Origin of the sequence: Candidatus Enterococcus moelleringii, from assembly GCF_017377575.1 — a bacterium.
In the GTDB taxonomy this organism is placed as follows: domain Bacteria; phylum Bacillota; class Bacilli; order Lactobacillales; family Enterococcaceae; genus Enterococcus_A; species Enterococcus_A moelleringii.
In genome coordinates, this window is record NZ_JAFREM010000026.1 from 21,649 (window position 1) to 34,598 (window position 12,950).

Annotated in this window: 12 protein-coding genes and 3 tRNA genes; 5 read left to right on the top strand and 10 right to left on the bottom strand. The window is 42.0% G+C overall.

The window, feature by feature from the left end:
* Positions 1-31 precede the first annotated feature (31 nt).
* The 7 genes from JZO70_RS16205 to JZO70_RS16235 form a co-directional block, all read right to left on the bottom strand.
* A complete protein-coding gene (locus JZO70_RS16205; protein WP_207674719.1) occupies positions 32-766 on the bottom strand; it encodes an acyl-[acyl-carrier-protein] thioesterase in 735 nt (244 codons plus the stop codon).
* Positions 767-1,594 (bottom strand): fructosamine kinase family protein, encoded by an 828-nt coding sequence (locus JZO70_RS16210; RefSeq protein WP_207674720.1) that lies wholly within the window; start codon positions 1,592-1,594, stop codon positions 767-769.
* 13 nt (positions 1,595-1,607) lie between these two features.
* Positions 1,608-2,390, bottom strand: a complete 783-nt coding sequence (locus JZO70_RS16215) for a tyrosine-protein phosphatase (RefSeq protein ID WP_207674721.1) — start codon at positions 2,388-2,390, stop codon at positions 1,608-1,610.
* A gap of 176 nt (positions 2,391-2,566) precedes the next feature.
* The gene (recQ, locus tag JZO70_RS16220; RefSeq protein ID WP_207674722.1) at positions 2,567-4,312 is read right to left on the bottom strand and encodes a DNA helicase RecQ; all 1,746 of its coding nucleotides are present in this window, start codon (positions 4,310-4,312) and stop codon (positions 2,567-2,569) included.
* 105 nt (positions 4,313-4,417) lie between these two features.
* Positions 4,418-5,746 (bottom strand): C1 family peptidase, encoded by a 1,329-nt coding sequence (locus tag JZO70_RS16225; protein ID WP_207674723.1) that lies wholly within the window; start codon positions 5,744-5,746, stop codon positions 4,418-4,420.
* Between the two features lie 52 nt (positions 5,747-5,798).
* Positions 5,799-6,779 (bottom strand): acyltransferase family protein, encoded by a 981-nt coding sequence (locus tag JZO70_RS16230; RefSeq protein WP_207674724.1) that lies wholly within the window; start codon positions 6,777-6,779, stop codon positions 5,799-5,801.
* A gap of 130 nt (positions 6,780-6,909) precedes the next feature.
* Positions 6,910-6,983 (bottom strand) — tRNA-Asn (locus JZO70_RS16235).
* A gap of 253 nt (positions 6,984-7,236) precedes the next feature.
* Here JZO70_RS16235 and JZO70_RS16240 point away from each other — a divergent pair.
* The 3 genes from JZO70_RS16240 (at position 7,237) to apf (ending at position 9,843) form a co-directional block, all read left to right on the top strand.
* Entirely contained in the window at positions 7,237-7,776 is a 540-nt protein-coding gene (locus JZO70_RS16240) for a GNAT family N-acetyltransferase (RefSeq protein WP_207674725.1), read from the top strand.
* 426 nt (positions 7,777-8,202) lie between these two features.
* Positions 8,203-8,275 (top strand) — tRNA-Thr (locus tag JZO70_RS16245).
* A 968-nt stretch (positions 8,276-9,243) separates the two neighbouring features.
* Positions 9,244-9,843: an aggregation-promoting factor gene (apf, locus tag JZO70_RS16250; RefSeq protein WP_207674726.1), complete on the top strand. Its 600-nt coding sequence runs from the start codon at positions 9,244-9,246 to the stop codon at positions 9,841-9,843.
* 45 nt (positions 9,844-9,888) lie between these two features.
* Here the strand turns inward: apf and JZO70_RS16255 are convergent, their stop codons facing one another.
* The gene (locus JZO70_RS16255) at positions 9,889-10,536 is read right to left on the bottom strand and encodes an NIF family HAD-type phosphatase (protein WP_207674727.1); all 648 of its coding nucleotides are present in this window, start codon (positions 10,534-10,536) and stop codon (positions 9,889-9,891) included.
* A 137-nt stretch (positions 10,537-10,673) separates the two neighbouring features.
* Between JZO70_RS16255 and JZO70_RS16260 the strand changes: the two genes are divergently transcribed.
* Together JZO70_RS16260 and JZO70_RS16265 are read left to right on the top strand one after the other, a co-directional pair.
* A complete protein-coding gene (locus JZO70_RS16260) occupies positions 10,674-11,648 on the top strand; it encodes a ring-cleaving dioxygenase (protein WP_207674728.1) in 975 nt (324 codons plus the stop codon).
* 53 nt (positions 11,649-11,701) lie between these two features.
* Positions 11,702-12,325, top strand: coding sequence for a flavin reductase family protein (locus JZO70_RS16265; RefSeq protein ID WP_207674729.1), 624 nt, complete (start codon positions 11,702-11,704; stop codon positions 12,323-12,325).
* Positions 12,326-12,378: 53 nt separating this feature from the next.
* On the opposite strand, the gene JZO70_RS16270 is transcribed toward JZO70_RS16265, so the two are convergent.
* Complete coding sequence (locus JZO70_RS16270) at positions 12,379-12,732, bottom strand: iron-sulfur cluster biosynthesis family protein (RefSeq protein ID WP_207674730.1); 354 nt, start codon at positions 12,730-12,732, stop codon at positions 12,379-12,381.
* Between the two features lie 116 nt (positions 12,733-12,848).
* Positions 12,849-12,922: transfer RNA gene (locus JZO70_RS16275), tRNA-Asn, on the bottom strand.
* Between the last annotated feature and the right edge of the window lie 28 nt (positions 12,923-12,950).

A 12,950-nucleotide genomic window follows, 5' to 3' on the forward strand; every position in this document is an offset into this window, starting at 1 on the left:
CTTAACCGTGAGTCAGCCCTTCAAGTCTATTTTAGTCTTTCTTACGCCATTGAATATTAGCCTCGCAGGCCAGCTGATCCCCGACACGAATTTCGTGCAAGGTTTTTTCGCTTGCTTCATCGAGCTGATAAACACTAGTGATGTCATTACCATAAAGAATTTCTTTATCAAACTTCACCTTAACAGCCACCGGCGTATGCTCCACCATAAAGTCATAACCCAGTACATCAATAATCCAGTTGAAATACATAGCATTATTCACGTGATGATTGCTGTCTAAATCATAGAAACGCACGTGATACAGACGACTTTCGCCATCGGTCACGGGTTCAATTTTCTCCCAGCGCTGAATCTTCTTCACTTGCGGTGCTTCGTAAGGCGCCATCAATTCAGGAGATACACTGCTCATCTTCCGTTCCTTGATCTTCATCAACACAAAAGCCATCTCGATTTTTACCAATTCCGTACCTTCTGTATCATACAACCAAAAGCTGCGGTAGCAAAAGAACTTGTTAAAGGCTGTTGGTTCAGTAACGACTGTTATTTTTTCGCCAACACGCGGCAAACGATTAATCGCGATTTCTGTTTGGGTAATTACCCATGTAACCCCCAGTTCGTTAACCGCATCGTTTCCCCGTTCCAGCTGATCACTTTGATCAGAGGAAGCTTTGATGACCACACTCAGCATGGCTGGGAAGGTCATCGTTTGATTAATGTCACATTCATAATAGGCGACTTCATGTGCCATTGAATATTTCTTGCCCAACTACTTTCCTCCTAAAATCCGATCCACTGCTCCGCCGTAGCTTTCACCAAACAGATTCAAATGAACCAGTAAATAATACAATTGATAAATCGGTACTCGCTCTTGCCAGCCTTCATCCAAGGGATAGACTTCCTGATAGGCGTCGAATAAGGTCTGACGGAAGCCGCCAAACAATTGCTCCATCGCAATATCCAATTCCCGATGACCGTAATAAATCGCCGGATCAATAAAAACTGGTTCGCCGTTAGTATCAAAGAAGGTATTCCCGCTCCAAAAGTCTCCATGTAATAAAGATGGCTTGAAGGATAAATCCTTCCAACGCAAAAGTACCTGTTCCTTTAAGGAATAATACCGTTCTTCCCGCTGTCTTGTCCAACGATTACGTTGTTTAGCGATTTCAATTTGGACCTCGAGACGATTGCCAAAATAAAAGGACCACCAGTCCTCACTTTTAGTGTTGATTTGTGGAAACAAGCCTAAATAGTTGTCTTGACGATAGCCAAAGTTCTCCTGCTTTTGTCCGTGAATTTTCGCCAGTGCTTTGCCGATATCCCGCTGATCACCCTGGCCAGGTTCGATCCACTCCATCAGTAAATAAGCATCATTTTCGTGCACTCCGCTGGCGAAGGTTTTAGGCACCCGCACCACTTCACTCAATACCTGCAGTCCATCCGCTTCGGCTTGAAAGAAAGCTTCACTCATGTTGGGATGGACTTTTAAAAAGTAATCTTTGCTGCCGTCAGTCACCCGATACGCTTGGTTAATGTCTCCTCCGCCAATCGGCAACTGACGATTTTCCAGCTGTAAATGTTTTAATAAGCTTTCCATCACTCCTCAACTCCTAAACGAGATATAGTTGACGCAAGTCCTTAATGTCTTGTTTGCTTAACCCGATTCCTACCCGCAAATACTGATCTACATCGCCATACTGCTCAGAAATTAGATTAAAGCTGGTTTGTAAATACTCCTGTTTGGCTGTCATCATGTCATTGATGCCATACAGCATTTCTTCTGTTACGCCGGCTTGTCTAGCCTGTTGACGAATTTCCTCGGTTTTTTTGGCTAAGTAATAATTGGTTTTTAAATAGTCCTCAAAAATGGTTGCGCGATTAACCCCTAATGCACTCAGCATCATAGCCGCCCCAAAACCAGTCCGATCTTTACCGGCAGTACAATGGAACAAAACACTTTCCTCAGGCTTTTCATTTTCCAGCAAAATCCCAAAGAATTGATTGTACTGCTTATGAATATGAGGCATGGTGATGAAATTACGATAAACCTCCATCATCTGCTCGTGGGCTGAAAAGCCTTCCTTCATCTTATTCATCACTTCAAAAGGTGAAGCAGAAACTTTCTTTTCCTCCACAGGAAAAATCGGCAAGGCAATATTTTCAGCCGATGGTACTTCTTGATCCGGCTGTTCTTCTCGTTCCCGCGGTGAACGAAAATCAACAATCCTTCGGAGGCCATAATTAGCCAAATAGTCAGTATCTTCGTCATCCAGTAAATTCAGAGTAGCCGCTCGAATCAACTTACGCGTTGCAACTTCCCGACCATCTTGCGTTTGATAGCCTCCTAATTCCCGCATATTCTCCGCATGCTGCACTTCTAGCTCTTTTCCCATGTTATGTCCTCCTTTTTATCAAACAACGACGTATCTTTTCCATCATTACAAGGTTCATTACCCGATAATTCTGTTCATTTATTTCCCATTATAATCACTTAAAAGTATAGCACAGAAAAACTGCCTTCGTAGCAGATTCGCTGGATTCTGTCGCAAATTATCCAGCAAAAAGCCAGTTATTTCTGCAAAATTGCCAGAAAAGCTTCTCCGTACTTGTCTAATTTATTTTGTCCGACACCTTTGATTTGCAGCATTTCCAAGGTGGTTTGCGGTTGTTTTTCCGCAAATTCCTGCAAGGTTTTATCTGAGAAAATAATATAAGGCGGCAGATTTTGCTCCTGAGCCAGCTGCGTCCGCAGGCTTCGTAGTTCTTCAAACAACTCATCGTCCACTTGCAAAGTTTTCACAGCATTTTGCTTACGGGTCACTTTTTCTTTGCCTAACAAGACATTGATACCGGCAGGCGAAATCGTCAACAGCGGAAATTGTCCTTCAGTTAAAGTGAAATATCCTTCAGCTGTTAAGTAGTCGATTAGCTGAGTCACTTCTTTTTGGCTCCAATCCCGCATCAAGCCGTAAGTCGACAAACGGTCAAACTGCCATTGAGTGATTTTTTGGTCCTTTGAACCAGTCAAAACCTTAGCCACTAAGCCTTTACCAAAACGTTCCCCCATCCGTTTCACACAAGACAGCACTTTTTGAGCCTCAGTGGTAACATCAATTACTTCCCGGGAATCCATACAGTTGCTGCAGCGACCGCAATCGTGGCTGTCTTCACCAAAATAGCGTAAAATGTAGCGCTGCAGGCACATTTGGGTGTGGGCATATTGATCCATTTCCCGCAGCTTGTTGTACTCATTTTTCTTGTAGTCTTCATTACCCTCGGATTGGTCAACAAAATACTTCTGCACCTGCAAATCCTTCGGCGCATAAAACAAAATTGCTTCACTAGGCAGACCATCCCGCCCAGCACGACCAGCTTCTTGATAGTAGGATTCTAAGTTTCCCGGAATTTGGGCGTGAATGACAAAGCGCACATTACTTTTGTTAATTCCCATTCCAAAGGCATTCGTCGCTACCATCACCCGAACGCGATCAAAGAGAAAGTCTTCCTGATTTTTTGAACGGTCCTGTTCACTCATGCCGCCATGATACGCAGCAACTGCGATCCCCTGATCCTTCAATAAATGATGCAGACGCTCTACCTCTTTTCGGGTACTGGCATAAATAATCCCAGCTTGGCCCTTGTTCAGCTTCAAGTATTCCAGCAAATAGTTTTCCTTGGCATCCTTGACCACCTGGAAGGTTAAGTTTTCCCGGGCAAAGCCGGTATTGATTTGATTATTGGTAGGAATTTGCAGCAGGCGTAAAATATCATCAGCGACATGTACTGTTGCGGTTGCTGTCAAAGCGATGATCGTTGGCTTTTGCTGCAGCTCTTCAATGGTATCAGCCAATTTTAAGTAGCTGGGACGGAAATCATGGCCCCATTGGGAAATACAGTGAGCCTCGTCCACTGCCAATAATTCAATTGGAACATATTGCAGCAGCTGCCGAAAAGAAGCAGACTCCAACCGTTCCGGTGCCACGTACAACAGTTTGATCTTGCCATCTACGGCTAAGCGAATCCGCTGCTGAATCTCCGGATTCGAGAGGGAACTATTGATAAAGGCCGCCGGAATCCCCATTTCGTTTAAACTATCCACCTGATCCTTCATTAAAGAAATCAAGGGTGAGATGACCAAGGTTAAGCCATCTAAAACCAGCGCCGGCAATTGGTAACAAACCGATTTTCCGCCGCCAGTCGGCATAATCCCTAACACATTTTCGTGATTCAAAATTTTCTCTATAATTTCTGCCTGACCGGTTCGAAAACTGTCATAGCCGAATTTTTCCTTCAGTAGTGCTTTTACTCTATTCATCTTGATTCCTCACATTCCTACGCCTTATTATACGCGATGAATAGTCCTTTTTGTTTAAAAAAATAGACTCACCCTAAAGGATTGAGTCTATTACAAATAGCCGCTTTAAGCAAGGGCACCCATGGGATCCCAAGGGGCCAAGACAACCGGCTCAGCTTCAAAAGCTTCCAATTGTTCTTTTGTTAAATATTCCTTACGAACTACGATCTGGTAAGTGTACTCATCCATCCAGGCATCACTCATCACGAAGAAGCCTTTTTCGCCAACTTTTTCGCCCCAGCTGTTTTCGACCTTCCATTTCGTACTCTTGCCGTCGACCACATCCACACCAGTTAGTACCATGGCATGAGTCATCAAGCTGTCACCATGATCCAAACGTTCGGCTTTCGTCATGGAAAAATCAGCTTCAAACAAATCAACTATGTCAAAGGCATTCAAGGCCATAATTCCGGAATCCCTGGTGGATGATTGCCCCACATCACAGCCAAACCAGACAGATTCGCCGTCTTCCAGCTGTTTAACCGCCAGCTGCTTGAAGGTTTCCATATCCAGATTCAAATATTTTACTGGCGTTCCACCCACCACATTTCCCAGCATCGAAACTGTATAGCTGCGATTGTATGGCTTGTCGGCAGTTGGTGCATTGATGATGCTGACGTATTCGTCTAGATCCACACCAATGTATTTATCATAGAAGCTTTGCGGAGTTAACCCTTGATCCAGATGATAGTTCTTTTCTTCATCACGATATTCAAAATCGAAGACTTCCGGTGGTGTTCCTAAAGCTGTTGCCAACAAGGTGTAAACCTCCTGCAGCATAGCCGAACGTTTCACCACAATTTCTTTTTCAGCCGCTTTGTCAGCCACTAGCTTCCGTAAGACAACCGCGTGCTTACGCAGCAGTTTATTCAGATATTTATTCAAATCTCTTGAGTTGGAGCTGTTGCTGCTTTCCGGCATAACGACTTTAGGCACCACTCCGTATTTTTTAAATAAGGAAACAATCATGTCCCATTGCCCGCCATCCTGCTGAGGTGTTTGCAGTAAGAAGGCTACTTCGCGACTCGATGCTTCCTGATCAGCCGTCGCTAAAATATTTTCGTAAAAGTAATTCGCTTTTTCATACTTATCCCAGAAAAAGGTATAGTTTTGCGAAAGCTCAAATTCCTTCAATTGAAACTGCTGCAGCATTTTGTGGCGGAAAGTATTCAATGCAGCAAACATCCAGCAGCGGCCGGATTGCTTTTGATTGGATACTTTGCCCGTTGCTAAATCAATCGAGAATACCGGTGTATTTTCCACATGGGCAGCGACATTTTCCGCTGAAGCACTAATGCCGTTTTTGACAACCCCTCGCTGCAAGGCCACCTGTTTATTATTTGCTAAAAAAGCGTCACGATACTGTTTGGTTTGTTCTTTCGTTATTTCAGTCATAAAAAAAGCCCCCTTCCGCGTCTATTTTACGCTTCGAGGACTTCATTGACAATCAATTTAAAACCGGCCGCAAAATTCTGCGCTTGCCACGCTCCAGCAATTGGCAAAAATGTTCATTGGATAAGGCAGCAGTTAGCAGAATGCTGAAAGCAAAGAGCAGTACCACACCCCAGTTACCCATTTCCATATCGTCTACTCCTAAGGCTCGCAATCCTTTGACTAAAAAGCCGTGAAGAAGGTAGACTGTTAACGTATTTTTTCCCCATTTTGAGAAAAAGTACTGTCCTTTAGGTACCAGCATGAAAAAGGCTGTGATACCTGCCAGACCTAAGACGAAGAAAATCATACGTTGCGGGCCGCCTAAAAGAGGATGATTCAAATAATCCTCGTAAGGCTTCGAGCCGAAGACCCAATATTTATTGATCCATTCATTGGCATTAATCAAAACAAAGATCCCAGCAAATACACCAATCGCCCATAATTTCTTCGGCGCCGCTTTTATCTTAGCCATCCAGCTAGCCGGTAATGCATATCCCACCATGAAATACGGGAAGAACGTCAGCGTCCGTTGAACCGCCAAAAAGCGTCCGAAGAAAGGAATATAGCCTACAACCAGCGCTACGATAATACTACCGATTAAGACTTGTTTTGTGGAAAAGCGTTGGCACAAATACAGCATGCAGTTCCAGCAAAACAGACTTAAAAGGAACCACAACGACCATTGGGGTGTCGTGATACTGAAACTAAATGATTCCTGCAGTCCTATCAAAGTATAGTAGGCTGAATAGATCAGCTGAAAAAAGATATAAGGCAGCAGTAATTTTTTTACCAGCTTTTTCAAAGGTTTCGGTTTGCCCTTCGCAAAATAACCCGAGATCAAAATGAAAGCCGGCATGTGAAAAGTAAAAATGAAATAGTACAGATCACTGTATATCCCCTTAGCTTCAATAAATGGTTGAAAGAGATGCCCAAAAACCACTAATATCATTAAGAATAATTTCGCATTGTCAAAATAGGCGTCGCGCTTTGCCATCTATCTCGCCTCCTCCTTATCAGTATAAGAGGTTTTTCCGTTAAATCAAAGAAATATAGCAAACAATCTACAAATCTTCTTATTTTAGTCATAAAAAAAAGAGACAATCTTTAAGAATTGTCTCACGAAACTCCGGCAGTAGGACTCGAACCTACGACATCATGATTAACAGTCATGCGCTACTACCAACTGAGCTATGCCGGAAAAAGAATACTTTTTTATGATACCAATTTTTATTTTAGATGGCAATAGATTTTACTCAAATTTCTTACCATTTATTTGTCAGGAGCGATGCCTTATATTATGAGATAAAATATCCTGATGCTTTTAACCTTGAGTTCACTGTTTGAGACGATTCGCTGACTCAAACGGTTAGGAAAATTTCCAGCACAACTAGTTCTTAAATTACCGGCATGGTAGGATAATAGTAACTAGAAAATAGTTGGAGGTTTTGCCCATGTTAGACAAATCTGTTCCCTATATTCCTTTTATTATGATTCGCAAGCCCAATGCTGCGCCTTTGCCGGAGTATCATCTGCCGAAGGGTTACCACTTCGTCTTTTATCAGCCGGGAGATGAGCACGCCTGGGGAGAAATAGAGACCAGTGTCGGCGAATTTGAAACAACTACTGACGCTTTGAATTATTTTCAGCGCTCTTTCGCTCCTTTTCCGGAGGAACTGCCGCAGCGGATGCTTTTTGTAGAAAATACTGAGGGCAAAAAAGTAGCAACCTTCACCGCCTGGCGTAATGATGACAGCCGTCAGCCACGACTCCACTGGCTTGCTGTTCTTCCTTCACAGCAAGGTCAAGGCCTAGCTAAAGCTCTAGTCATTCGGGTGACCCAGCTTCTGACAGAGCTGCATCCTAACGAAGAATTGTATCTGACGACTCAGACCTGGAGCCATCCAGCGGTTAAATTGTACCAAAAGCTGGGTTATGAGATTTTAGCAGACGAGAACTATTCACAAATTGTTGAGATATTAGAAAATACGTAAAAAAATCCGAGCTGAATCGGCCGACTCCTTAACATATCGGAGTATGGCTGATGACAGCTCGGATAACTTATTTCTGATATACTCCATTGATCGCCGAAAGAATCCACGCAACTCCATACTGGTCTTTTACGCAACCACTGAGTCCTTGAGTATCTGGTGGTGGATTAACGGCTAACTCTACTTCACCACCTGCCGCCCGCGTGGCAAAAACAACTTCCGGGCCGGATGTGGCGAAAGAATCAGATTGTGTTCATTTTTGAAGAGTATCCTTTGGTTCTGACAATAGTCCATCTCTGCTTTCTTCAACAATGACCTCCCTACTTTTCTTCCATTAAATCCAAGCAATTTTTTGTTTATTAGAGAATCGAAAAAAAATATTGACAACCCATGGGATATTCGGTATTCTATATCTTGTGTTCAACAGATGCCGCCTTAGCTCAGCTGGTAGAGCGCAGCCATGGTAAGGCTGAGGTCGTCGGTTCAAGCCCGACAGGTGGCTTAATAGAAATAATACAGAACTTTTCCTAGTGAAAAGTTTTTTTTGCGTCTATTTTCGAATGCTGACCCTGCACAGCTTAAAATTTTGCCCAGTAAAATTTCCGCGTTTTATCAACTATTCTTACAAATAAACACCTGAATCACCTCGACTGTCTAAATTGAATTTCTCCCAATACTCAGAGGACTCCATCCATTAACCCAGCTGGAAACTTTTTTACCCGATTAGACTGTCCGTAGCCTAAAATCATTTACAGTCCTGAATAAGTCGATAAAGTCTCTTGAAACAATTAAGCTGACGACGTACGACCATGAAGCAGTAATACCGGATCACCTTTGCCCTGCACATGATAATAAATTTGATATCCATTGTAAGTAAATCAGCTCATTGGCACTCCTCCTTGTCTATTCATAATTGCTCATTCAAATAGCAATACTCATCATTTCCAACCCAAACTATCCTTAAATTGTTATCCACGTTCCCTTTATCCACACCTCCTAAAACAAATATAAAACGCTTTCTTTGGTCAATTATACCACTGACTTTTCATATTTTTTTACGATTGCAAAAATAGCGGTTTAATCCGGCTAGCTTTCAAAATATTCTCTGGAAAATATCAGTAAAATACCGCCACTTAAGCTTTTCTTATAGATTTATAGCCGTGTTTTTCTTGCATTTTCCTTTAGATACCTTTACAAAACGATGTCAATATGTCAGAAATATGAATATAAAACGAACGTATATTCCCGCTAAAAACAGTCACTATCTTTATCCTCAAGCATTATGAAACGCTTTCTGATAAATGTTAAAGATTTCAAAAAAACCATAACAAACGTTATTTTGTTACAAGTTTACATCGCCTTGTAACCTCTTGTCATAGCCGCTTTACCTATGAAATACAAAAGGATGTTAAAGTATGCATCGTAGTCGAAAGCAATCAACGACAATAACTTTTTGGAGGAATTTACCAAATGAAATTCGGAAAAGCATTATTACTTAGTACAATTATGGCAGCAGGCGCTGCATTAGCAATCGGAACAAGTGACGCACACGCTGCAGAAACATACACTGTTGAATCAGGTGACACCTTATCAACAATCTCAGCAAAATTTGTTGGCGACAACAGCCTAGTTAACTCAATTGCAACCAACAACAACATTTCAAACCTAGATTTAATCTACGCAGGACAAGTATTGAACATCGATACTGCAGCACAAAATGCGGCAGCTCCTGTTCAAGAACAAGCAGCACCAGTTGAACAAACACAACCAGCTGCAGCACCCGTTCAAGAAACAGCACCAGTCCAAGAACAGCAAGCAGCTCCTGCTCCGGCACCACAAGCGCCAGCAGCGACTTCTTCAGCCAAAGAATGGATTGCCCAAAAAGAATCTAGCGGCTCTTACAACGCAACCAACGGACGTTACATTGGACGTTACCAATTAGATTCATCATACTTAAATGGTGACTACTCACCAGCTAATCAAGAACGTGTAGCAGACCAATACGTAACCCAACGTTACGGCTCATGGGAAGGCGCACAAGCATTCTGGATGGCTAACGGCTGGTATTAAAAAATAGCTAAGCAAAAGAGTCGAAGAAAATTCTTCGACTCTTTTTTATAGTAATTCTCTCACTGCTGCTGGAATGTCTCCAGCGTTCTCCACTATTCGATCAGCACCAGCAGACTGCAGCTCCTCAAGGTCTCCAAAGCCGTACAGCACGCCGATACTGGCAATTCCATTTTCCTTAGCACCCTTAATATCAAACTCACGATCACCCACCATCACAACCTGCGACAAGTCATCCGTTAAATGAGTCAATGCATCTTTTATAATAGTAGCTTTCCCTTCACGTCTTCCATCCATATCAGCCCCGAATACGCCTGTAAAATAATCAGCAAACCCCAAATTACCGATAATCTGCTCCGCATAAGGCGCAGGTTTAGAAGTCGCCAGGCCCAACGTATAGTCTTTCGATAGATCAGCCAACGTCTCAGCAATCCCAGGATATACTTCCAGTTCATGAATGCCCTGCTCCGCATAATAATCACGATAGATCAACGTTGCCTTTTGCGCCGCCTCCTTGTCCATGCCGTACAAATTCCCCAGCGACAAACTCAACGGCGGACCGATAAAACTACGTAAAACATCATCAGCCGGAATCTCGAGCCCCAATTCCTTCAACATATAAGTAATGGAAGCCATAATTCCTTTACTAGAATCCGTCAACGTACCATCTAAATCAAATAAAACAACCTGTTTCATCCAATTCCTCCTTTTTTTTCTTTAATCCTAGCTTTCTTTTTCTCAATTGGCAATAGCAAGCTAAATATTTGCTTTAATCGAAAATACTCTTTAAACTTACTTTTAGTAAGATAGTTAAACTCAAGGAGGAATTATTTATGGATACACAGATTCGCGGACTACATCACGTTACAGCAATGACTTCAAGTGCCGAAAAAAATTATCGTTTCTTTACTGATATATTGGGCTTGCGTATGATTAAAAAGACGGTTAACCAAGACGACATTGAAACTTATCACTTATATTTTACAGATGACACCGGTGCACCAGGTACCGACATGACCTTTTTCGATTTTCCTGGTATCCCACAAGGTACTAAGGGCACAAACACTATTTCACGCACTGGATTCCGCGTACCAAGTGATGCTTCCCTAGACTACTGGGCAGATCGCTTTAATCAGTTAAATATTGAACACGGCGAAATCAGCGAACGTTTCGGTAAAAAATACTTGGACTTCAATGATTACGACAATCAATTGTTCCGATTAGTCTCTGATGAAAAAAATAAAGGCGTTGCTGCAGGTACACCTTGGAAAAATTCAAACGTACCCGCTGAACACTCAATTATTGGCTTAGGCCCAACCATTGTTACTGTTTCGAACTTTGATCACATGAAACTTGTCTTAGAAAATGTACTCGGCTTCAAACAAACAGCTGCAGAAGGCACTATGAGTCAATTTGAAGTTGGCGAAGGCGGCAATGGTGCAACTATTATCGTTGATTTCCAGGACGAAATACTACCAGCTCAAGAAGGTTTCGGTAATGTTCATCATTTGGCATTACGCGTAGCAGACGACGAAGCATTGCAATATTGGATCAAAAAGATCAACGACTTGGAATTCCCTAACTCAGGTTTTGTCGATCGTTTCTATTTCCAATCTGAATACTTCATGGCCGCACCTAACGTACTATTTGAACTAGCTACCGACGGCCCAGGTTTCTTACAAGACGAAACTTACGAACACGCCGGAGAAATTCTATCATTACCACCATTTTTAGAACCAAAACGCAAAGAAATCGAAGACTACGTACGACCTTTCGACACTTCAGATGCAAACAAAAAACGTCAATAAAATTCAAAAGCAGGCGACTACCTATCGCCTGCTTTTTTTAAGGAGGAAAGCCCATGTTCCACTATTCATCTGATCAATTAACCACAAAGCAAAATTATAAATTCCTAACTGGCAGCATTATTCCACGACCAATCGCCTGGATAACTACAGTGAATCCTGAAACAAAAATCATCAACGCAGCACCTTTCAGCTATTTCAATGTCGTCGCCAAGAACGTCCCACTGGTTAGTGTATCTATAAATCGCCATCCAGACGGCAGTATGAAAGATACCGCAAATAATTTAGTGAACTCCCTTGAAGGCGTCATCCATCTAGTAGACGATACCGTCTTACATCAAATGAATGAAACCGCCACAAGTCTACCCGCTGATAAAGGTGAACTAACAGACAGTCAACTTACCCTGATCGACAGCCGATCGATTCAGACACCAGCTATTGAAGAAGCCCCGATTAGAATGGAAACAAAAGTGCACCAGCACATCGAAATAAAAGATCACGAAGAGCAAATAATTAGCGATCTTTTCATATTAGAGGTTTTAGATTACTACTTCTCAGAAGAAGTATTCGATGAAGCCAAAGAATACATTTTACCAGAAAAATTATCTCCAGTCGCTCGCTTAGCTGGTGACAGCTATAGCCATATCAATAACATCGTTGACATCAAACGACCAAAATAAAAACAATCTCTTAATCAGCAATTAAGCTGTTTAAGAGATTGTTTTTTTATATTCTACTTCTGTTCACGCAAATCAATTATTTGAATATTCCCATCGATTAAACCACTTGTACCTTTAAGTTTGGTTAAACCGCGTTGTTTATCAAACACTAACTGCATTTTATCATCCAAATGCATCATCGAATGGTCTTTAACAAGAATTTCTCCCACAGTACTCTCAATCGGAGTCTGATAATCAGAACGATCTTGATCTTCTCTTAATACTAAAAAGCGAAAACTGATGTTCAAAGAGCAAAAACCCACTCTAGTATACTTACCGACACCATCATCTAAGTCCAAAACAACAACGCTATCCTTCACATAGTCCTCAAATTTCTCTTTTAATTCTTCTGATATTTCTAAATACATAATGCCTCATCTCCTCAATTCAAGCGTATCATATTTTACTTGAATTCCACAGAATTACGGCTTATTCTTTTTTAAAACAAAAAAATAGACGATCTACAATGAGAACGTCTAGAAAACTCCGGCAGTAGGACTCGAACCTACGACATCATGATTAACAGTCATGCGCTACTACCAACTGAGCTATGCCGGAATAAAATACGCGTGGCGACGTCCTACTC